The organism is Enterococcus sp. AZ128, from assembly GCF_051714485.1.
GTDB lineage: Bacteria > Bacillota > Bacilli > Lactobacillales > Enterococcaceae > Enterococcus_A.
Genome location: NZ_JBIORZ010000001.1, coordinates 1315548 through 1335911 on the forward strand (window position 1 = coordinate 1315548; position 20364 = coordinate 1335911).

Annotated in this window: 22 protein-coding genes; 6 read left to right on the forward strand and 16 right to left on the reverse strand. The window is 39.6% G+C overall.

Features of this window, described 5'->3' with window-relative positions:
- Nucleotides 1-86 precede the first annotated feature (86 nt).
- The 5 genes from IGI38_RS06440 to IGI38_RS06460 form a co-directional block, all read right to left on the reverse strand.
- Nucleotides 87-902: a PTS system mannose/fructose/sorbose family transporter subunit IID gene (locus tag IGI38_RS06440; protein WP_438728019.1), complete on the reverse strand. Its 816-nt coding sequence runs from the start codon at nucleotides 900-902 to the stop codon at nucleotides 87-89.
- 15 nt (nucleotides 903-917) lie between these two features.
- Nucleotides 918-1706: a PTS mannose/fructose/sorbose/N-acetylgalactosamine transporter subunit IIC gene (locus IGI38_RS06445; protein WP_438728021.1), complete on the reverse strand. Its 789-nt coding sequence runs from the start codon at nucleotides 1704-1706 to the stop codon at nucleotides 918-920.
- A gap of 15 nt (nucleotides 1707-1721) precedes the next feature.
- The gene (locus IGI38_RS06450; protein WP_438728023.1) at nucleotides 1722-2192 is read right to left on the reverse strand and encodes a PTS sugar transporter subunit IIB; all 471 of its coding nucleotides are present in this window, start codon (nucleotides 2190-2192) and stop codon (nucleotides 1722-1724) included.
- Nucleotides 2189-2608: a PTS sugar transporter subunit IIA gene (locus tag IGI38_RS06455; RefSeq protein WP_438728025.1), complete on the reverse strand. Its 420-nt coding sequence runs from the start codon at nucleotides 2606-2608 to the stop codon at nucleotides 2189-2191. The genes IGI38_RS06450 and IGI38_RS06455 overlap by 4 nt, the downstream gene beginning before the upstream one ends.
- A 282-nt stretch (nucleotides 2609-2890) precedes the next feature.
- Entirely contained in the window at nucleotides 2891-3874 is a 984-nt protein-coding gene (locus IGI38_RS06460) for a sugar isomerase (protein ID WP_438728027.1), read from the reverse strand.
- Nucleotides 3875-3965: 91 nt separating this feature from the next.
- Between IGI38_RS06460 and IGI38_RS06465 the strand changes: the two genes are divergently transcribed.
- Nucleotides 3966-4751 (forward strand): GntR family transcriptional regulator, encoded by a 786-nt coding sequence (locus IGI38_RS06465; protein WP_438728029.1) that lies wholly within the window; start codon nucleotides 3966-3968, stop codon nucleotides 4749-4751.
- Nucleotides 4752-4930: 179 nt separating this feature from the next.
- Here IGI38_RS06465 and IGI38_RS06470 read toward each other — a convergent pair whose 3' ends face one another.
- Genes IGI38_RS06470 through IGI38_RS06480 form a run of 3 tightly spaced genes read right to left on the reverse strand, consistent with a single transcriptional unit; the run spans nucleotide 4931 to nucleotide 6329 of the window.
- Nucleotides 4931-5305: an FMN-binding protein gene (locus IGI38_RS06470; RefSeq protein ID WP_438728031.1), complete on the reverse strand. Its 375-nt coding sequence runs from the start codon at nucleotides 5303-5305 to the stop codon at nucleotides 4931-4933.
- 21 nt (nucleotides 5306-5326) lie between these two features.
- Nucleotides 5327-5833 carry a flavodoxin domain-containing protein gene (locus IGI38_RS06475; RefSeq protein ID WP_438728033.1) on the reverse strand — a complete coding sequence of 169 codons (507 nt, stop codon included), beginning with the start codon at nucleotides 5831-5833 and terminating at the stop codon, nucleotides 5327-5329.
- Nucleotide 5834: 1 nt separating this feature from the next.
- Complete coding sequence (locus IGI38_RS06480) at nucleotides 5835-6329, reverse strand: MarR family winged helix-turn-helix transcriptional regulator (protein ID WP_438728035.1); 495 nt, start codon at nucleotides 6327-6329, stop codon at nucleotides 5835-5837.
- Nucleotides 6330-6559: 230 nt separating this feature from the next.
- Between IGI38_RS06480 and IGI38_RS06485 the strand changes: the two genes are divergently transcribed.
- The 3 genes from IGI38_RS06485 to IGI38_RS06495 are packed head-to-tail and all read left to right on the forward strand — an operon-like array spanning nucleotide 6560 to nucleotide 8675.
- Nucleotides 6560-7324: a DeoR/GlpR family DNA-binding transcription regulator gene (locus IGI38_RS06485; protein WP_438728037.1), complete on the forward strand. Its 765-nt coding sequence runs from the start codon at nucleotides 6560-6562 to the stop codon at nucleotides 7322-7324.
- A gap of 14 nt (nucleotides 7325-7338) precedes the next feature.
- On the forward strand, nucleotides 7339-7884 hold the full coding sequence (locus tag IGI38_RS06490; RefSeq protein ID WP_438728039.1) for a DUF1576 domain-containing protein: 546 nt from the start codon (nucleotides 7339-7341) through the stop codon (nucleotides 7882-7884).
- Between the two features lie 32 nt (nucleotides 7885-7916).
- Nucleotides 7917-8675 carry a DUF1576 domain-containing protein gene (locus IGI38_RS06495; protein WP_438728041.1) on the forward strand — a complete coding sequence of 253 codons (759 nt, stop codon included), beginning with the start codon at nucleotides 7917-7919 and terminating at the stop codon, nucleotides 8673-8675.
- Between the two features lie 136 nt (nucleotides 8676-8811).
- Here IGI38_RS06495 and IGI38_RS06500 read toward each other — a convergent pair whose 3' ends face one another.
- From IGI38_RS06500 to IGI38_RS06525, 6 genes are all read right to left on the reverse strand, one after another.
- On the reverse strand, nucleotides 8812-9495 hold the full coding sequence (locus tag IGI38_RS06500) for an alpha/beta hydrolase (RefSeq protein WP_438728043.1): 684 nt from the start codon (nucleotides 9493-9495) through the stop codon (nucleotides 8812-8814).
- A 160-nt stretch (nucleotides 9496-9655) separates the two neighbouring features.
- Nucleotides 9656-10570: a phosphate acyltransferase gene (locus tag IGI38_RS06505; RefSeq protein ID WP_438728045.1), complete on the reverse strand. Its 915-nt coding sequence runs from the start codon at nucleotides 10568-10570 to the stop codon at nucleotides 9656-9658.
- Between the two features lie 13 nt (nucleotides 10571-10583).
- The gene (buk, locus tag IGI38_RS06510; RefSeq protein ID WP_438728047.1) at nucleotides 10584-11648 is read right to left on the reverse strand and encodes a butyrate kinase; all 1065 of its coding nucleotides are present in this window, start codon (nucleotides 11646-11648) and stop codon (nucleotides 10584-10586) included.
- A 23-nt stretch (nucleotides 11649-11671) separates the two neighbouring features.
- Entirely contained in the window at nucleotides 11672-12889 is a 1218-nt protein-coding gene (locus tag IGI38_RS06515; protein ID WP_438728049.1) for a LeuA family protein, read from the reverse strand.
- A 30-nt stretch (nucleotides 12890-12919) separates the two neighbouring features.
- Nucleotides 12920-14086: a hypothetical protein gene (locus IGI38_RS06520; protein ID WP_438728051.1), complete on the reverse strand. Its 1167-nt coding sequence runs from the start codon at nucleotides 14084-14086 to the stop codon at nucleotides 12920-12922.
- Nucleotides 14087-14097: 11 nt separating this feature from the next.
- Complete coding sequence (locus IGI38_RS06525; protein ID WP_438728053.1) at nucleotides 14098-15075, reverse strand: C-terminal binding protein; 978 nt, start codon at nucleotides 15073-15075, stop codon at nucleotides 14098-14100.
- Between the two features lie 478 nt (nucleotides 15076-15553).
- On the opposite strand from IGI38_RS06525, the gene IGI38_RS06530 reads away from it, so the two are divergent.
- Together IGI38_RS06530 and IGI38_RS06535 are read left to right on the forward strand one after the other, a co-directional pair.
- Nucleotides 15554-16372: a helix-turn-helix domain-containing protein gene (locus tag IGI38_RS06530; protein ID WP_438728055.1), complete on the forward strand. Its 819-nt coding sequence runs from the start codon at nucleotides 15554-15556 to the stop codon at nucleotides 16370-16372.
- A 106-nt stretch (nucleotides 16373-16478) separates the two neighbouring features.
- Nucleotides 16479-16751 carry a hypothetical protein gene (locus IGI38_RS06535; RefSeq protein ID WP_438728057.1) on the forward strand — a complete coding sequence of 91 codons (273 nt, stop codon included), beginning with the start codon at nucleotides 16479-16481 and terminating at the stop codon, nucleotides 16749-16751.
- Nucleotides 16752-17074: 323 nt separating this feature from the next.
- Here the strand turns inward: IGI38_RS06535 and recQ are convergent, their stop codons facing one another.
- Together recQ and IGI38_RS06545 are read right to left on the reverse strand one after the other, a co-directional pair.
- Nucleotides 17075-18826 (reverse strand): DNA helicase RecQ, encoded by a 1752-nt coding sequence (gene recQ, locus IGI38_RS06540; RefSeq protein ID WP_438728059.1) that lies wholly within the window; start codon nucleotides 18824-18826, stop codon nucleotides 17075-17077.
- A gap of 471 nt (nucleotides 18827-19297) precedes the next feature.
- Nucleotides 19298-20335 carry an ABC transporter substrate-binding protein gene (locus tag IGI38_RS06545; protein WP_438728061.1) on the reverse strand — a complete coding sequence of 346 codons (1038 nt, stop codon included), beginning with the start codon at nucleotides 20333-20335 and terminating at the stop codon, nucleotides 19298-19300.
- Nucleotides 20336-20364: the final 29 nt, after the last annotated feature.

Consider the following 20364-nt stretch of genomic DNA (forward strand, 5'->3'; position numbering starts at 1 on the left):
TGAATTCCTCCTCAGTTTTCTTTTTATTTAGAGAAACGACACGGTGATGTTTGCACCACATCACGAGTCTGCTTCAACTATCAGAATTAAACAAAAATCCCTAAAGCACTTAAAATCAGTCCACCGACAATACAGATTAATAACATAATGCTCGTATTTACCTTCTTTTGTAGTAGCCAATACATAAACATCGTTAATGCAAATGGCAGCATTTGCGGCATAATACTATCTAAAACATCTTGCAATACAAACGTTTTACCGAATTTGATTGGTGTCGTGATTCCGATCATACTAGCAATCATTGCGCCAATGACCATCAGCCCGATAATCGAACAGACATACATCACCCGGTCCATCAAGCCGCCTTCATATAGCTTAGCCAAATACTTATTTCCCATGTTATAACCGAATTTCCCGCCATAATAAGTCACAAGATAAGAGGGAACAAAGGAAATGATCATTGCTAAAATTGGTCCTAAAATACTCCCCTGCTGTGCTAAATTAATCCCTAATCCAAATGCTAAAACACGAACAGTCCCTTGGAAGAAGGAATCGCCGATCCCAGACAATGGTCCCATCAATGACGTTTTTACTGAGTTGATTGTATCTGGATTAAAGCCTTCTTGGTCTTCATAATATTGTTCTTCCATCGAAGCCGTTAAGCCCAGTACAAAAGCACTTGTTTGCGGAGTGCAATTGTAATAAAGCATATGACGTTGATAAGCTTCTTTTTTTAATTCTTCATCTTTAGGGTCTTTGTAAATACGGTCTAATGTTGGAGCAATTCCGTATAAAAATCCCATGTTCATGGCACGCTCATAGTTCCAAGAGTCCTGAATCGCCCATGAACGCCAGAAAAATTGCCAATATTTACGACCGTTTTGATCCTTCTCTTTTGCCATTTTGTTAACCTCCTTTTATAAATCATCCAATGCATCAGGCTCTTCTGCTGTACCATTACCACCACTTCCGCCAGATTTATTTGCTTCAATTTGATACATGACGAAAGCTACAATCCCCGCAAATAAAGCGACACCTGTAATTCCCAATCCTGAATAAGCAGTAATCAAAAACCCTAAAACTAAAAACGGCATCATTTTCTTAGACAACATCGTTTGCAGCAGCAAAGCAAACCCATATGCTGGTAGAAGTTTACTTGCCAAACTCAACCCATCAGTAATCCATTCAGGAATCGCATCAACGATTGATTTAACTAAATCGGTACCAAAATAGATAGCTAAGAAAATCGGTACGAAATACATCAATGAATACAAAATCGTTCCCCAGACTATGTGAATATGCTGTGCGCTTTTAAATTTTCCTTCCTCAATCAATGAATCGGCTCGGTGCGTCAAACTAGCTAAGACAGTTCGCATCAAGATTCCTAGAAGCTGTCCTAAAATCGCGATGGGAATAGCGATCGTTAAAGCTGTTTCGGCGTTTGAACCAGATAAAATTGCAAATGCTGTTGCGATAACTGCTCCTAATGTCATATCCGCCGGGACTGCGGCCCCAACCTGAACAACTCCTAGTGAAATCAATTCAATCGAGGCTCCTACTAGCAACCCCTTCTCCAGATCTCCCAGTGCTAAACCTACAAGGGTTCCCACGATCAGTGGACGTTCAAAATTCAATCGCCCTAACAGCCGGGAGTCTAACATAACAAATACACCAATCAACCCTAAAACTATTGATTGAACCAACATTTAAAGCCCTCCTTTTTAAATTAATTTATTTAAATCTTCTGATTTAGAGGTTGGTATCTGCTGCATATATTGCTTTATCCCCATCTCCTTCATTTTTTTTGCTTCTACCTGTTCCTCTTCATTTAAGAAAATCGCACTACCAAATTGTTTTCCGTTGTTCGTCTTTGGTATCCCGCCATAGTTGATTTCTTTGATCTTTGGATACGCCTCGCAAAAAGCTAAAATTTCTTTTGTATTTCCAAAAATCAGCATGATATTTTCCTTTAAAGTCTCAACTTTGGGCATTTTTGATAACGCCTCCTCGACAGTAAAAATATTCAACTTTACTCCCGTCGGTTTCGCCAAGTTCAACGACATTTTCTTGAATTCATCTGTGGCTGCTTCCTTATTGATTACGATGATACGGTTGATTCCCTGTGATTTGGTCCAAGAAAAAACTACCTGACCATGCAATAAACGATAGTCAATTCGAACGAGTTTAATCATAAATCGTCCCCTCCAATATTAATTTTTGTCGTCAATAATTGTTTGCAATCAATCATTCCTTGGCGACTGTCTTCAAGAATCGTTGCCAATTGAGCTGGCTTGATTTTTCCAGTTTGGGTCGCAATAGAGATCACTAACGGCAAATTCATTCCTGTAAATAAATGGATTTCTTGATGCTCTTGCTGGATATTTAATAAATCATTATTGACACTTCCTCCAAAAATATCCGTCAAAATGTAAACATCATCATACCCAATTTCTTCTAGTAACTGCTCCACCTGATTTTTAATGGGCTGATCTTCGTCGCGGAATGCTGACAGTGCAAAAATATTTCCTTCATCTCCAATGATCATGGATACGGTCTGCTTCAACCCCTGCGAAAAATCTCCGTGACTTGCTAAAATAATCTTATTCATTCCCTATCCTCCTTTTAACTGTTCTCACTTTTATATAATGCAACTACCGTGCCAAGTTTTGCGACAGGATATTAAGCTTGTCGTACCAAGGATCTGTTAACCGCTTTCAACACTTCTATCAGTTGTTGGAAAAATGTGCGAGAAGAGTGTTGGGAAAAATGCTAGGTAATAGAATGAGCCGGATCGACTTGTCTCAAGAGATGAATGTTTCTTCCATTATACTATCAAGCTGATTCACTAAAAATAACCCAACGATTTCTCATCGCTGGGCAAAGGGAATGGTTACTTATATTCTGCTTTCCACATATAAGTGCGTGTCATGTAATCTTTTTTGATTTGATAAGCTAATTCTCGCATGAAAACGTTGTTTAAGATTGGCGAAAAAATCAAATGATTAAAATGTTCGCTGACCTTTGAATCAAATTTATTTAAACCGATATTTTTAGAATCTAGTTGGAAAACCTTTATCCCGCCAAATTCTTGTAAAAAGCGAGCAGCTCGTTCATCATTAGAACGGCTACCGCCTTCTCCAACAAGAAGAAAGACCGAGGTTTCTGCATCAATCACTTCAAATGGTCCATGGAAGAAATCACAACTATTAACGGTTGGGGAATCAATCTGCAGCATTTCCATAATATTACAAATCGAGAAAATATAGGCTGCTCCATAGGTTGCACCGCTCCCCATAACATGAATGGACATCGACTCACGGTTTTGCATTGCCCATTTTATAGCTTTCATTCGAATATCTGACACGGCTTGATAGTAAACCTCGTTGACTTTCTCAAAGCTCTCCATAGCAACAGCAGTATGTTCGTAACCTTCTACAACATCCATCACCAGCATTGCGATTTTTAAGCCATATGCCGAATTCGTTTTAGAAAAATCACTGCTGTCTACGGCAACTGAGTCATAAATCACCTTATAATCACAGACTTCTGTTAATTCAGATTCTTCGACATACAAAGCAATAGTCGTTGCTCCTAAACCTTTCGCAACTTTTGTCGCCTCAATCGTTTCCGGTGTCCCTCGCATTGAACAAACAACCGCCAACGTATTATCTCCGATAAAAGCGGGTGGTGATTGCACAAACTCATTACTGGTAATAGTTTTAGAACGAATACTTAGGGCTTCCTGATTTAAAAAGTAATCTCCTGGATAAAATCCTCCATAACTACCTCCAGCTGCTAACCACACAACGTTTTTGATCCCGCCGATCGACTGTTTCACATCATTGATTTCCTCGATTATTGCTCTTAACTCCATCTTAGCTCCTCGCTTTCTTTTGCTTTTCCAACATTGTACCTTTCGACAATACGAGTTTAATACATGTTTGCACGTATGTCAATACATGTTAATGACATATATTCAAACTCGTATTATAGTTGAACTACCATTCTCTTTTACGTATAATAATCGAAAAGGCGGTGTACGAATGGCTCAAAAAGTTATTGATAAGAATAAACCTCTCTATTTGCAAATTAAAGAAACGATCTTGCAACAGATTAATGAAAGCAAATTGACTCCTGGAGATAAGCTACTTTCCGAGGCACAATTTCAAAAAAGCTTTGGTGTAAGCAGAATTACCGTACGAAAAGCGATTGATGAGCTAGTTGAAGAAGGTTATTTGACCCGCTTGCAAGGAAAAGGAACTTTTGTTAAAAAAAAGGCACATGATCCTCAAAAAAGTTTATCTTTGACACAAGTTTGTCTTGATCAAGGAAAAAAATTGAACTCTGAGGTACTTTTAGTCAACGAGGAAACGGTACCATCAGAATTCAAAGAACTCTTTTCGACAGATAGGGTCATCCTAGTCGAACGACTCCGAAAAATTGATGGTGTTCCAATCATGCTGGAAAGAAACTTTCTACCAACTACCTATTCCTTCCTATTTAAAAATGATTTGGCGGGTTCCTTATATCAAGTGTTGAATACTTTTGGAATTGAACCTAAATATAAAGGTTTGAATCAAGTATCGATCAGCCAATTGACTGATCAGCAGGCTAAATTATTTAATGTACAAAGCGGACTGTCAGTTATCCATCATAAAGGCTCCGTTTACGACTCCAAAAATCAATTGGTGCTCGTAGCAGAAGAGCTAGTAAGAGTTGATCTGCCGGACCTGTTTAAGTATTACTTGTAAAATGTAGCAGCAATAAATAGAGGTTGTTGCAGAAGTGCTCCCTTCAAGAAATTTCAGCTTATTTCCGCAGAAGTACTTCTGGAGCACCGTTTGTTCGGAAAAAGGAGCTATGACAAAAGTCTTGTCATAGCTCCTTTCTATTCTCGTTCTGCTCATTATTTGAAACGATTCTATTGGCCTTAAAGCAACGCATCCTCTACTGCTTTAATAATGGTCATACTACTTTGAGTTGCACCACTGATGGCGTCCACTTCTAAACTTTGTTTGTTGATGATCTCGCCAACGATTTTTTCGCCAGCCTTTCCAAGTCCGGTCATATGATCCTTGATTTGAATACCTGTTATCTTTCCATTTTCCACCTGTACATTAACTGTTGCTGATACAGGAGCAATTTTAGCACTCCCCTCGTATTCTCCACTCTCTACTTGAGAAATAGCTACTTCATTAACCTTCACCTTCTTCAACGTACGCTTAGTCAGAAAATCGGCCCCGATTTTTACACATAGTAGTAGTAGTAAAATGACTACGATAATAATGATTACCCGTTTCCCCATGATTTCATCTAATCCTTTCTATTAAATAATGCTGCTTAATTGGTCCAAATCAATACAATCCACACCGCCATCACGTTCCACCTGTTCGATTGCTTTCTCGATATCCAGCTTTTCCGAGACAGCTTTTTTCTGACTCGTTTTACTGATCATTTTAATAATCAGTTTTTCCGGCAGTTTTAATTGTTCCTTTGATAACCGGCCTCTTAGATGGACACTGTTCGCTTGCGGGAATTCCTTTACTATTCCTTCACGGATCTCAGTTAATTTCTCGTGATCGTTTTCTGAAGTTAGTCCCACAGAAATAATCGTTAATTGAGCATCATTAGAAAATATCTGTTTTAATTCTGCTAAACCCAGTACTTTTCCAGCATAGACACTACCGAAATAATAGACGTTCGTTATTTCGGAGAGAACCTCCTGTGAGATCTGTTCTCTTGCGAAAATTGGATACCCTCTGTTTTCAGCAAATGCTTCAGCATAGATCTTTGAACTACCTTTTTTTGTTGAATAGATTACGATCGTCTCCATCTCATTTCCCTCCTGATTCTTCCAGTACAGCTAATTGTTCTGCGCCATCATACAATTTCATAAAAATGATAAAAAACTGTTCCAATTCTTCATCTGTGTATCCTTCAAAAATAGTGTCAAGTGCTTTTTTATGAAGCTTTGCTACCGATTGAAAATAGGCTTCTCCATGTTCGGTCAAGGTTAAATCTGTTTTTCGCCTATCTTTAGCATTCCGACAAATAGTAATCAGGTTTTTCTTCTCTAAGACGAGGGCTAGTTTTTTTGCATTTTGCCTCGAGCAGCCTAATAAATCGCCACAGCTGGTAATGTCTAAACTTTTTTCTGGAACTTGCTTTATCATGATTAACACCATGAACTGTTTCATCGTAACCTGCGGATCGACCTTATCAAATGATGTCTGCAGACGGTTTCCTAAAATAAATAAACTGGCAAAGATTGCCCGTTGTTGGTTGTCACGCCCCGTTTTGTACGCCGCTGTCAAACTTTCAATATTCATAACGAGTATTCATCCTCTCTAATACGTAACTTGTTACCTATATTTTAACTTGATTTTTTTGTATCAGCTATCATACTTAAGTCCTATTTTTAATCAATCGTATATAACTCGATTTTTATGATTTTTTGATTCTTTTAAGATTTTATCTATTCAAACCAACAATATAAATGTATAATAAATCGTATAAAAACGTTTTCTATACCGATTTTTGGTTTTCAGGAGGCTTTAATTTGAAGAATTCAATCATAAATATTGATAAACGTCATAAAGACATTTTGGATATTTTAGAAAAAGAAGAACATATGACCACGCTGGAACTGGCTGAAGCTTTAGACGTTTCACTAAGTACGATCCGTCGTGATTTGCATCTACTTGAGGAAAAAAATGATATCATTCGTAAATTCGGCTATTGTATTTTCAATTACGAAAACAAGCTGGATAGTGATCATTCTGGTCCAGTCCGGATCAAGCAAGCACTAGCACATGAGGCCAGCAAGCTCATTCATGATTGCGATACGATTTTTATCAATTCCAGCTTAACCGCATTAAAAACACTAGATTATTTGCATGCCGATCATTTAACGATCATAACCAATAATCTAAAGGTTAATTATTCTACGCAAAATCCTAACTACAATTACGTGTTGACGGGCGGCGAGATGCGCTACCCGAAAGAAGCTTTAGTTGGAGACTTTGCACTCAATACATTATCTGTTATCAATGCCGATGCCTGTATCGTCGGCTGCGGCGGAATCGATTTAGAAAATGGCGTCACTACTCAGTTTATGAATGAAGCCACGATCAATGAAATGATGATCAATCGCACAACTAGATGTAAGGTCCTGGTTGCGGATCATCGCAAAATAGGTGTCACATCAAAGTTTAAAGTAGCTGATATCTCAGCCTTTGATTATTTGATAACGGATCAATTTAGTTCAGAGGAATGTCTGAATGAGATTCAAAATATGGGGGTAACTGTCGTTCAAGTCACTTAAAGGAGTGTGATTCTTTGGGGAAAACGAAACAAGTACTACTTTCTACAAACATCATTTTTATCTTTTTATTTACATATGGTTTATCAATTACGTTGGCCGCCTTTTTCTTAGCCAGTCCGCAAAAACTGATTGCTGGGATGCAGCACATCATCAGTTCGCCGAGCAATCTGATAACCGATTATGTTCATATCGCAGGTGTTGGTCCTGCCTTTCTTAATAGTGGACTCTTAACATTAAGCAGTCTGTTTCTTCTGCGTAAGCATAAACACCACTTTTGTTCTTTAACTGTTTCCGTCATTATGATGCTCTCCGGCTTTTCCTTTTTTGGGAAAAACATTGTGAATTCCGCGCCGATTATTTTAGGCTGTCTACTTTATTTACGCATCCATCATTCCGGTCGGCAAGATCTATTGGTAATGGGGCTATTAAGCACCTGTCTTTCGCCGATCGTCAGCACAATCTATAGTGCTCCAGACCATTCCTTCCTATCCAATAAGGTTATTGCACTTATCGCGGGCATATTAATCGGCTACACGATTTTACCAATCTTCGAATTTTAAAAGTCCACACAAAAGAGCTTAATCTCTACAACATGGGATTCTCCGCCGGCTTCATCGGTGTTATCGGAAATCTCACTACCAGAAAAGTTTTAGCTATAAAAGTTGTCCCGCATGCGTTATCCTTCGAGCACCATCATGCGTTGCTTAGTTTCCTTGCTACCCTGTTCACGGTTCCCTTCTTAGTATTCCTTTTTTTCTATAAAAAAAATAGTACACGATCAAAGCATCTCCTTTTAGATTTAAAGAAAATCGCCCGTTTTTCACTATACGGATACCTTGCAGTGATCTTTACACTGATTCTAAAGGTTCCATTAAGCGGAATTCTAGTGGGAGCTATTCTGACCTTTGCGGGGTTTAGTATGTACAACTTCAAGTTTCGTTACTTCTTTTTTCCGGCTTTAGGAGTCTTTTTGACTGCTCAATTTTTCTATCATGACGCTGCCACCACCAATAATATCGTTATTATTCTCTTTGCCAGCACACTATCGCCGATGACTCGTAAATACGGTTTAGTGACTGGAACTTTTTCCGGCGGCTTCTTCTCACTGATCACTAGAAATACACACTACTTAACTGCAGGAATCAATCTATACAACTGTGGGTTCGCTGGTGGAATTACCGTGTTATTGATGGACTTTGTTCGTGTACAATTTTATAAAAACAGCATATTCAAAGCCTACTTTCAAAGTTTGCACAGTCAAATCGTAAGCCTAGAAAAGAGATTCGTGACTAAATTTCAAGAAATGACTCAAGCCTTTGTTTTTAAGATTACAACAATAAGAGATGAGTGATTATTGTTGTAATCTGACTAACAAAAAAACACAACCTTCCTACAAACAAAGGAATTCTTCTGTAAGAATGTTGTGTTTTTTTATTAATTTGTTTTTTGAATCGTAGCCGTATTCACTTCTTCGTCCCTTTATCCTCTTACTTCAACCACTTTTCAATATATGCAAAATGTTCTTGATCTGGTTCAATAATAGTCTGATGAGCCATCTTCGGAAGAACCAGCAGTTCAATATTTTTCCTAGCTAATAGATTTTTTTTGACATAATCTAGAGTGGTCTCGACAGCCACACGAACATCATCGCTGCCATGGATGATCAAGCATTTTTCTACCGTTAATGGCAGGTGATGATAGGGCGAAGCAGCAAGTAGTTCGTTAGTATCTGCGGCACTTCCAAAGTATTCTAAAACCGCATCATCCCCTAACTGATGCTCATTGGTGTAGATAAGGTCAGTAACTGGTGCAAGAGCAACAATTTGATGTGCTTCGTCAGCATTCAAAAGCGCTAATTGGCCGCCGACTGAATGACCAATCAATACGATTTCGTATGTTGGATACCGCTCTTTGATTTTACGAATAGCAGATTTGACATCCATAAGTGGTATTGGCCAAGGATTATTCACTCCTCTGCGGTATTCTACGTTGCAGACAAGATATCCCAAGGAGACAAATAATTCCTGCATTCCAGTGATAGTATCTAGTGCTTTTTCTTGTCTCCAATAACCGCCGTGGATCAATACCAATAGCTTATTTTGTGTGATTGTTTCTGGTTCTGCTATTTGAATAAAGCAATCAGCGTCAGCTGAATAATTGATTTTTTTCATTTTCATCACCAACTTATTGATTTTTTTATCTTTACAAATTGTATCATGTTCCTCGGAAATAAGAGAACAGATCGTATCAGCTGCATTGACCCATTCAAAAAAGTCTAGGTTAGAATCAAATCAATCCTTTGATAATAACCTAGACCGGAGAACGTTTCTTTTATGTCGAACTATTTTGCTTTTGATAGAGCCAACAAGTTGCTGCGATTGAATTCACTTTGTTCTGCAAGGTATCTGTTCGCGAAGTCATAATGAAAGGTTCCTTCGTTCCCAATAAAATGGATGCCGTTTCGAATCCTGCATAAAAGTTCAAAGCTTTACTTAGAGTATTGGCTTCCTGCAACGAAGAGCCTACTAGGATATCCGCCGCTCCAGCCACTGAGCTGCGAATCCCCTTGATTGTAGCCGCTTCCTTTGAAATGGCATTATCTAGTGAAAGCGGACCATCAATCAAACAATCCTTGATTTGCCCGCGATTGTTCATCTGAACCAAAACAGCCCCAATCGTTGTATCCGGCATTTTTTCATTGATCGTTTCAACTGCACTTAGTAATGCAACCTTTGGACAAGGAATCCCAAACAATCGTGCGGCAAGAACTGCATTTTCAATAATGTCTTTTTTTACGGATAAGCTTTGTTCAATATTGATCGCACAATCCGTCAAAAACGTTAACGTATTCGATTGGTCTTGGAAAATCGTAATCTGACTGATTCTTTTGGTTCTTTCAAAGCCGTATTCTTTATTCAGAACAGCACCCATAAACTCAGAAGTGTGAAGTAACCCCTTCATTGGAATATCTGCCTGTTGCTGCTTGACCATTTTCATCGCTTTTATCGCAGCCTGTTTGTGGTCACATTCATTGATGACCTCAAAGTTTTCGCGAGACAATTCATGTTTGTCAAATAGGCCTTGAATACGTTCTTCAGCCCCAATCAGAATAAATTTTGCAATGCCTTCTTTGGTCGCAGCGTCTGCCAGCAGAACCTCTTCCTCATCTGCCATGGCAATAACAATTTTTACCTGATTATTTTCACGTACTAGTGAACGCAGTCCATTGAATGATGTGATTTCCATCGTCTCACCTACCTTACTCATAATTCTTAATTTCAATGTCACCTAAATAAGCTGGAATGCAGACAGAACTTAAGGCTTCCAGTTCATCAATATCAGGCTTGACATAAATCGGCGCCATCCACCAAACCTGCTTCTTGATAAAATCAACAAAACGTTCTGAATGGGCTAATCCCCCAGTGATACCAATCGCATCTGGCTGCGCCCCCATTGCGCCGGCCGCTGCACCGATTGCTTTACTGACTTGAAAAGCCATTGCTTCAAAAACTTCTAACGCCTCTGAATCTCCTTGTTCGATTCTTCTTTCGATCTCTTCCCCATTGTTTGTCCCCAGATGCGCCATTAGCCCGCCGCCGCCATTCAGCATGTAGTCCAGTTCTTGTTTCGTGTATTTCTCTGACTGGATCAGCTTTTTCCAATCAGCTGCCGGCAATGTCCCACTGCGATCCATCCCAAATGGGGCATCGCCATCTAAACCGTTCGTAATATCAATCACTTTTCCCTTTTTATGTGTCCCACAGGAGATTCCAGAGCCTAAATGGGTAATGACAATGGTACTTTCTTCATAGCTCTTCCCTAATTTCTCAGCAATAAACCGACCGAACGCCTTGTGACTCAACGCCTGAAAATAGCTATGGCGCGTGATCTGCGGGAGTCCCGTATACCGCGCAATCTGAATCATTTCATCCACACAAGGAGGGTCCGCGATCAGAGCCTTCTTCCCATTTTCCTGAGCAAAACTCAAAGCAATCGCACAGCCCAAGTTACAAACGTGCTGTCCATAGTCACCGGATCGAGCATCTGAAACCATGGTCTCATTTATTTCATAAACGCCTGAAGATAAGGGTTTTACAGAAGGTCCGCGAGAAATGAACAACTCGATATCATGAATCGAGAGTTGATGTTCTTTTAAAAAACCTAGAACGCGTTCTTTTCGATAATCATATTGTTCCCAAATCCTCTTGTAGCCCTCAATCTCTTCTGAAGGGTGGCGGATTGATTCTTTTAGGATCATTTTTTCGCCTTCGCAAACAGCGACCTTGGTAGAGGTTCCTCCCAAATTCATAATCAATGCTTTCATTTCCAGCAGCCAACTTTCTCTATTTATTGAAATTCTGCGACTAATTCTCTAAATTCTGCTTCATTCAATGTACGATGCAATTCGATTCCTTTTGCTTTGACCGCCATTAGCAGATCCATTTTTCGCTCTTCATCAACTGTCAAATCATGACGTTCCAACCAAACACGTAGATTATCTTTTCCTGATTTCTTTCCTAGATCCAAGACAGGCTCGCTGTTTCCGACAAGGTCCCATCGATAAGGCAGCATTACCAGCGGATCAGATTTACGCGCATTTTCCCAAAGGCTGGAAGGCATTCCGGTTTCCCAGCCAAAGATCGCATCACCAACGATTGGCGCAGTAGGATTGATTGGTTCACGCGCTAAGCGTGCCACAGTATCTGACAGGTCTTTTAATTTCGATAGATCCAACCCTGTATCCTGACCATATAAAGCTTCCAAAGAGACAGCCACTTGCTCCAGTTGTGCTGAGCCCGCTCGTTCACCAATCCCATTAACCGTAACATGAACTGCTGAAGCCCCAGCAGCCAATCCAGCCAATGAAGTCGCCGTTCCTAAACCAAAATCATCATGGAAATGACATTCAATCGGTGTTTCAGGGAAACGTTCGATCAGTTGTGAGATTCTCAAACGTGCCCCCTCTGGTGAAAGTGCACCAAAGGTATCTACTAATGCCAACGAATCCATATGACCGCCGCCATCAACAATTGCTTGTACGGTATCCATCAAGAAATCCATACTGGCCCGAGAACCGTCCGCTGGGAAGAACAAGACCTTCAAGCCTAGTTCATGAGCTTTCGCTGTCGCTTCGATCGCGGATTTGATGGCCTTTTCAGCCCCCCATTTGATTCCTTTTGCCAGCAAATGTTCACTGCCTGGAATCTCTGCTACGACGCCATCGACACCGCACTCTTTAGCTAACTCCATGTCTTTTACCATATTCCGAACGAAACAATAGATATCCGCTTTTAATCCTAAACTGGTGATTTCCTTAATTGCGTCCGCGTCTTCCTGAGTTACGGCAGGAGTACCTGCTTCGATTCGATGAATACCGACAGCATCAAGCTTCTTAGCGATCTCAACCTTTTCGTTCTTCGTTAAAACGATGCCTGGTTGTTGCTCGCCATCGCGTAGTGTCGTATCTAAAAACTGAATCTTATCGACAAATTTGAATTCACTCGTCACTTTTTCATCATAGTTTGATGGACTAACCCACCATTTTCCTTCTTCTCTAAATCCCATTCGTATTTCCTCCTTCGTTTACTGATTTCTTTATTCTGATAATTCCATTTCCGTTGAGAGCTTATTTTTCTGATATTTATATAATTGATACGGCAAAATGATCAAAAACGGAATTTCGAACAACGGAATGTTGATTCGACCAATGATTCCATAAGCGGTTGTAACAATTTGCGGAATTCCAGCTCGACCAAAATAGAATGCTAAAATCGTTAGAATTGCTACTAGTAAGATACGGCGCGCGTTGTAAGAAGAACCCTTCCAAACCTTGTGGACCAAAAGCTGATAGCGTTCGATCATTCCATATAAGTAGCCAGCCCCTGTTGAGAGAACCGCTAAGTAAGCGATTGCAGTATATAGCAGACGGACAGAGAATCCTGCGCCGATAATATGATTCAGACTCCAAAGCGTCGGCAAATCCTCGCCAGCCACAGTTGGCATTCCGGCAGCAAATATGATATTCATAGCGACTGTTGAAACAAATACCATCACGCTTCCAATGATCGCAGTGCCCAATGAATGCTTCCTCGTTTTTACCTGTCCTTTAGAAGCTGGAATCACGGCGTCGATAAAGGCTACCATGATATTAATGTATAAAACGATTTGCATGAGAACATGAGACATCGGTGCATTCATCGTTCGATTACCAACATAGACACTCATACCTTCCCAAGAAGCTGGGATTCCTCGAATCGCAATGTACCCAATCAATCCGATCAGTGCGATTGCGATAAAAGAAGCCGAACGCAGTACGATTTTTTGTCCTGCTAATATCAGGACGATCACTATTCCAAAGGTAAGCAGCCCCATCGCAATCGAAGAAACGTTGAAAAATTCCGATAACAGCCGGCCGCCAGTCGCAAAGGTTAATGCGGAGATAGTAATACAAGCCAATATTGCGGAAAATTCTTTGACATTCGCAAAGAAAAAGTTGAATTTCCCAAAAACACGATCATAAAAGGAACGGAAATCATAAAGCTCAAATGTGCGACAGTATTCCAACACGAGGTAACAAATCACTCCCGCTACGATGGTTGTAAATAACGGACCGAGAAATACCCCAAGCCATGATTGCCCTACGAAGAAACTAACAAGCTGCGCTCCGCCTGAAAATCCTGGACCAATATAAATCCCAAACCAGACAGAGGCTAATCCAAAAGAAACGAGCAAACTTTGAAGCGTGCTTTCTTTTTTTTCCATTTCGCTTCTCCTTATAAGTTCAATGCTTTCCTATTTAAGATATTCGCTGGATTCTCCCCGTTTAATACATCTACCGCCGTTTGTGCTACTGAAGCAAACAACTCTTGATTCGCCTCTGCAGAATTATATGCAATGTGAGGGGTAAGAATAACGTTCTTCATTCCCAATAGCGGATGGTTCACATCCTTCATTGGTTCTTCTGCTAATGTATCCAATCCCGCTCCGCCAACTTTTCCTGATTTGAGCGCTGCGACTAAATCAGCTGTATTGATCAGTCCGCCGCGTGCAGCATTAATCAAGATCACATTATCCTTCATTTTGTTGAGCGCTGCAGCATTGATCATTCCAGCCGTTTCTTTTGTTTCTGGTAAATGGAATGAAATAATATCCGCTTGTGTATACAACGCATCAAGTTCAACTTGTTCAACCCCATTTTCTTTGAAAACTTCAGCTGATACGTATGGATCATAAGCGATTACGGAGTACCCAAGTCCTTGGAAATTGCGTGATATCTGGCGAGAAATATTTCCAAAACCAACTAATCCGACTATTTGTGCGGCTGGACGACGCATTCTCTTGCCTAGATCTTGATTCCAAACACCTCTTGCAACTGCATTGTCAAAATGTTTCAGTTGTCTCGTCAAAGCTAACGCTAAAGCAGTGGCATGGATGGCTACTTCAGAGATACAATACGTTGTCACGTTGCAAATTCTGATCCCCATCTTGTTCGCCGCAGCCATGTCAAATTCATTCACACCAATTCCATAACGAATCATTACTTTACACTTCTTCAGTTGACTAATACTTTTTTCCGTCATTTTGGTCGCAATGTTTAAAATGGCGTCCGCATCACTATACTTCTCGATCACCTCATCCTCATTTTTACAAGTACCCATGACAAACTCAAATCCAGCATCCTCAACAATTTTTCGTTCAATGGCATAATCGTATCCACTAATCACTTGTGAATCCAACAGTACAACTTTCATAAAAAAGCCTCCCTTTTCGAAAAAAATGATGAAATTATTCAACTGACTTTGCGCAAAGTTTTTATGAATACGTTTTCAAAAACATCGTAAGACATTTTCTTAACTTTGTAAATACCTTTTTACAAGTTAAGAAATTCACTAACAAAAGGAGTAACTTTTTAACCAATGATAAATAACCATTGATTGAACGCGTTTTCTCTGATAAGAATGGTGTCCCCATAATCGATTGAATCAAAATGGATTCATAGGAAAACACAAGATCCCCTGCTTGCTTAATTTTAAAAAAACAAAAAAAGATTGCTGATTATTTGCTTTATTCACAATTTTTTCCTATTGATAGTAAGGTTCATTGACAATGATAGGCAACTTAATTTAAAATTGAGAGGGTTTTCAGATACAGTTATCCAGAAAAAGGATCGTTAAGTGAAAGACGATTTGTTCAACTAAAGTAAGCACTACAACTATAAGGAGATCTCACATGCCAACCTCTAATAAAATCTATTTCAAAATCCAAGAAGTCGCTAAAATCCTTCAAGTGGTCCCTGCGACCATTCGAAACTGGGAGCAGCACGGCTTTTTTAAACCTAAAAGAAGTGAAAACGGCTATCGTATTTTTGACCAACACGATATCGAAATGCTTATGAAGATAAAAAACTGGTCGGTGAATATGAAGATGGGCACCCAGGCAGTAAAAATGATGGTGGATTCTTACAGTCTGAATGAGCTTAAATCTACGGAGGAAGATACGCTAACCAAAAGTTTTCTTAGTGAAAAATGGAAAGAAAGCCGACAATCGCAAAACAAAACCATCAAAGAGGTCGCCGATGCTGTAGGTATCTCTACTTCTTATTTATCTAAAATCGAAAATATGCAGGTCAATCCTAGCGTTGAGGTTTTAAAAAAGATCGCCGATTATTATGGTGAAAATGTGCTTTACTACATCTCGACAGATCCAGAGGAAACGTCTCAATTAGTGAGAAAAGACCAGCGCATTCGTGTAGTGGATGAAAAAGGCGGTCTTTCGATTGAAAATCTGTTGAATCAGAACAATTCCCGTTTGTCTTTTATGCTGTACACCTTACAGCCTGGTTCCAAACGTCCGACGCTCCAACCGCATTCTGGAAATGAAATTGTGTTCGTTTTATCAGGGAAAGTTACGTTTACCATAGGCGATGAAACAGTCTATTATTTAGAAGAAGGCGATTGCTTGAGCTACAGCTCAAAAGAGAACCACGGTTGGTGCAATGAAAGTTCTGAAGATACGCAGCTGTTGTGGTTTTATGAGCGCATTGCTTAACCCGATCTGTTTATAAAAACTTCAGAAAAAGACTTTTAATTTTCTATGTTTATCTGGGCTTTTTATTGGTAAAATGAAGGACATAAACGATAGATTGGAGAAAATTATGCGTGGAACTATCACCAATGATCAACGAGTGTACCATTACGAATCCCCTTTTTTTATGCAAGGAGAAAATGGATTAACGCTTAGCCAATTGCGAGCACTCTTCATAAAAAGTTTATTAAATAATCCACGAGCAAAATATGTCTCAGAGAACTATGCTCTTGAGAAGGACCAACGTCGAATCAGTGTTTGGCGTAAAGATGGCAAAGCTCTTTCTGAAGAAGAAGTGCTGAAAATCGATACTATCGTCCCTCAAATCTTCGAGACAAATTAAGCTTGTACTGATAAACAAACGATTAACAGGCGTTTGTTTCATTTACGATTTAATGAATAATGTATGCTCTTTTAAAATTATTACAAATGGGTGTACAATATAGATGAGCTAGATCTCTTGAAGTTTTGACCGACAATTTTGACATGAACACTACTCTAGCTCACGGCCGTTGGACTCCTCCAGCGGTCTTTTTTCCGTAAAATCGCGTGTAGACAGATGTTGAAGAATTCCTGAAACGAGGGAGTGGTTTCCAATCCCTTTACTTTTTTTGCGAGACGCAAAAAACCGAATCCCCTCTATACGAGTGACTCGGTTTATCATTTTTAATCGTCATTCTTTAATAACGCCAAGAACTGCTCACCGTAATTATCAAGCTTGTTCTTTCCCACACCTTTAATCTGTAGAAAATCCAATGACGTTTGCGGCTGTTTTTCAGCCAATTCCGTCAATGTTTTATCTGAAAAAATCAGATATGGCGGAAGATTTTTTTCCTGAGCGAGTTGCGATCGTAAGCTGCGAAGTTTTTCAAAAAGTGCATCGTCTGCCACTAATTGCTTCACTGGCGCTTGTTTACGATAGACCTCTTGTTTGCCTAGGAGAACCGAAATTCCCTGGTCAGAAATTGTTAACACGGGATACTGACCTTCAGACGGCACCAAATAGCGTTCAGCAGTTAAGTAATCGATCAAATTAGAAACATCCTTTTGCGATTTTTCTTTCATTAATCCATAGGTTGGCAGCTGTTCAAAATGCCATTGTTTAATTTTTTGATCGTTTGACCCTGTCAGAACTTTGGCAACTAGTGCTTTCCCAAATTTTTCACCCATACGCTTCACACAGGATAAGACCTTTTGCGTATCGGTCGTGATATTGACTTGTTCACGTTCATCTAAACAGTTGCTGCATTTTCCGCAGTCCGGCTGATCTTCACCAAAATAATGCAAGATGTACCGTTGCAAACATAGTTGAGTATGAGCATACTGATTCATTTCACGCAATTTTGTATATTCGTTTTGCTGATAGGTTATTTCTGATTGGGATTGTTCAATAAAGTAATGCTGGATTTGAATATCTTGAGGCGCATATAACAAGACTGCTTCACTTGGCAATCCATCTCTGCCGGCACGTCCCGCTTCTTGATAATACGATTCCAGATTCCCTGGAATCTGCGCATGAATGACAAACCGGACATTGCTTTTATTAATCCCCATTCCAAAAGCATTGGTAGCGATCATTACTTCGATCCGATCAAAAAGAAAGTCTTCTTGGTTTTGCAAACGTTCGTCTCCAGTTAAACCACCATGGTATTTACCAACAGCGAAATCGTGGTGCTTTAATAGATGATATAAACGATCAACTTCTTTACGAGTGGAGGCATAGATGATCCCGGACTGTCCTTTATTCAACTTTAGATATTCCAGTAAATAGAGATCTTTTTGTTCCTTGATTACTTGAAACGCCAAATTTTCACGAGCAAAGCCGGTTTTAACTTCATTCTCTTTTGAAATATGCAGCAAGTTAGATATGTCATCGGCGACTTCTGGTGTTGCTGTCGCAGTCAACGCAATAATTGTTGGCTGTTGATTAAAATTCTCGATCGTTTCTGCCAATTTCAAATAACTCGGACGAAAATCGTGCCCCCACTGCGAAATACAATGTGCCTCATCGACCGCTAAAAGTTCAATCGGTACATAACGCAATAACTCACGAAAATCCGCTGATTCCAAGCGTTCTGGCGCAACATACAATAGCTTGATTTCACCGCGGGCCGCTTTTTTTACCCGTTCATTCATTTCAAAATTGGATAATGTACTGTTAATGAACGCCGCAGGAATGCCTACTTCATTCAAACTATCTACCTGATCCTTCATTAGGGAGATCAGGGGAGAAATCACTAGAGTCAGTCCCTCAAGTACTAAAGCCGGCAATTGATAACAAATCGACTTTCCTCCGCCAGTCGGCATGATACCTAAGACATTTTCCTTCTGTAAAACTTTTTGGATAATTTTCTCTTGCCCATTCCGAAATTGTGTATAGCCAAATTTCTCGGCTAATAATTCTTTTAATCGTTCCATTTTTGTACCCTTTCTATCTTTCATGGATTCATACATGAAAAAACGAGACGGAGGAGATCTTCATCCGCCGCCTCAATAAACTATTCATTCCTGATTCTTCTTCGGTTCACCTTTACTCCATGGAAATACTCATACTCTGGCAAGCTAACAGCTTCATTTATGGTAATTTTAGTGCAGCTTGCGCTTAAGAATGATCCACTGTTTTCTGGTTCGCAGCTTTCATTATACCCCAGTCTGTAAATCATTTGGAGATAAAAATTCTAACAACTATAGATTCAGTAGCTTAGCGTTCGCTCATAACAAAATTGCTCACTGTTTGCAACGCCTCTCCATGATGCCTAAGCCTCGAATAGTTTAATTCTATTTTACTCGAACCATGAAAAAGCCCACTCACCATCAAAGGTGAATGGACATAGACAATATAAATTTTTTTACGAGCTGTTCCAGTGCGTTCTTTTTTAGCTATTATTATTAAAAATACGGCCAACCATAAGTTAATTTAATCATCTTGTGATCCTTTACCGGAGAAGCGCCTTCTACAGGACCAAAATACTTTTCCATCGTAAGGCGTAGTCTGCCAATATACTCTCGATCGCGCATAAATTCATAGAATCCAACTGGATTTGTATTTGGATAACTGCCGATCCATTTATCGCTCGTTGAATTGACTGTTTTTTGAACCGTATACTTACCTAACGATGCCTGAAATTCGTCACTTTGAACAAATGCAAGAAATAAACGAGCAGCTGCTTTGTGTTTTGTTTGCTTAAACATCGCAATTCGTTGTGCCCATGAGATAAAAAAATCTTCCTCAGGAATATAAGATTGAGATAATTGTTCTGGGCTTGTTTCGTATCCCGTCAAACAACCCAGCAGACCATTCAATCCAACAAGCAATGGTGGCCCTGCTGTTCCACGCACAAAAAAAGGATTTAAAGCCGCTAGATCTTTTAAAAATTCTTTTCCATATTGTTTGATTAATTTGTCGTATACAAACAATACGGCGTCATCATCATGGGGATATGTTAAAACTAATTTATCTCTGTAGCTTTCATTCATTAAATCCTTAACATTCAGAGGTGTTACCTGTACTCCCTTTCTTGCATATTGCGGTAGGAAGGCAAACATTCGAAATGCTGAAAAATCACCATCTGGATCTTTAAATTCGTCTCTGATAGTTGCAAATCCTGCTGGCTTAAATGATTCCAGCACCCCCATTTTCTTCCAGTCTTCAAAATCATTAGACGTTTGAAGCATCGTAACATCTGGAATCAGTTCGCCATCTAATAATCCATGATAGATTTCTACATCAAGAATTTTTGATAAGTCAACTCTTATGTCAATTGGAACCTTAGGAAAACGCCTAATAAACGCTTTCGCCAATTCGTCCTGTTGATTTACCGCGTCGCCTCCTGACCATACGATCAAGGATTCCCCGCTGTCTTTCAACTCATCGATCGCTTCCTGGTACAATTTCGACAATTCATTCGTTTCTAGTTCTGCTACCATAAATGCCATTCTCCTTTCTTCAATCCTCA

Bases quoted from the DNA above. Each gene is read 5' to 3' on its own strand.
- IGI38_RS06440 (WP_438728019.1), bottom strand. From the start codon at position 902: ATGGCAAAAGAGAAGGATCAAAACGGTCGTAAATATTGGCAATTTTTC.
- IGI38_RS06445 (WP_438728021.1), bottom strand. From the start codon at position 1,706: ATGTTGGTTCAATCAATAGTTTTAGGGTTGATTGGTGTATTTGTTATG.
- IGI38_RS06450 (WP_438728023.1), bottom strand. From the start codon at position 2,192: ATGATTAAACTCGTTCGAATTGACTATCGTTTATTGCATGGTCAGGTA.
- IGI38_RS06455 (WP_438728025.1), bottom strand. From the start codon at position 2,608: ATGAATAAGATTATTTTAGCAAGTCACGGAGATTTTTCGCAGGGGTTG.
- IGI38_RS06460 (WP_438728027.1), bottom strand. From the start codon at position 3,874: ATGGAGTTAAGAGCAATAATCGAGGAAATCAATGATGTGAAACAGTCG.
- IGI38_RS06465 (WP_438728029.1), top strand. From the start codon at position 3,966: ATGACATATATTCAAACTCGTATTATAGTTGAACTACCATTCTCTTTT.
- IGI38_RS06470 (WP_438728031.1), bottom strand. From the start codon at position 5,305: ATGGGGAAACGGGTAATCATTATTATCGTAGTCATTTTACTACTACTA.
- IGI38_RS06475 (WP_438728033.1), bottom strand. From the start codon at position 5,833: ATGGAGACGATCGTAATCTATTCAACAAAAAAAGGTAGTTCAAAGATC.
- IGI38_RS06480 (WP_438728035.1), bottom strand. From the start codon at position 6,329: ATGAATATTGAAAGTTTGACAGCGGCGTACAAAACGGGGCGTGACAAC.
- IGI38_RS06495 (WP_438728041.1), top strand. From the start codon at position 7,917: ATGGGATTCTCCGCCGGCTTCATCGGTGTTATCGGAAATCTCACTACC.
- IGI38_RS06500 (WP_438728043.1), bottom strand. From the start codon at position 9,495: ATGAAAAAAATCAATTATTCAGCTGACGCTGATTGCTTTATTCAAATA.
- IGI38_RS06505 (WP_438728045.1), bottom strand. From the start codon at position 10,570: ATGGAAATCACATCATTCAATGGACTGCGTTCACTAGTACGTGAAAAT.
- buk (WP_438728047.1), bottom strand. From the start codon at position 11,648: ATGAAAGCATTGATTATGAATTTGGGAGGAACCTCTACCAAGGTCGCT.
- IGI38_RS06515 (WP_438728049.1), bottom strand. From the start codon at position 12,889: ATGGGATTTAGAGAAGAAGGAAAATGGTGGGTTAGTCCATCAAACTAT.
- IGI38_RS06520 (WP_438728051.1), bottom strand. From the start codon at position 14,086: ATGGAAAAAAAAGAAAGCACGCTTCAAAGTTTGCTCGTTTCTTTTGGA.
- IGI38_RS06525 (WP_438728053.1), bottom strand. From the start codon at position 15,075: ATGAAAGTTGTACTGTTGGATTCACAAGTGATTAGTGGATACGATTAT.
- IGI38_RS06530 (WP_438728055.1), top strand. From the start codon at position 15,554: ATGCCAACCTCTAATAAAATCTATTTCAAAATCCAAGAAGTCGCTAAA.
- IGI38_RS06535 (WP_438728057.1), top strand. From the start codon at position 16,479: ATGCGTGGAACTATCACCAATGATCAACGAGTGTACCATTACGAATCC.
- recQ (WP_438728059.1), bottom strand. From the start codon at position 18,826: ATGGAACGATTAAAAGAATTATTAGCCGAGAAATTTGGCTATACACAA.
- IGI38_RS06545 (WP_438728061.1), bottom strand. From the start codon at position 20,335: ATGGTAGCAGAACTAGAAACGAATGAATTGTCGAAATTGTACCAGGAA.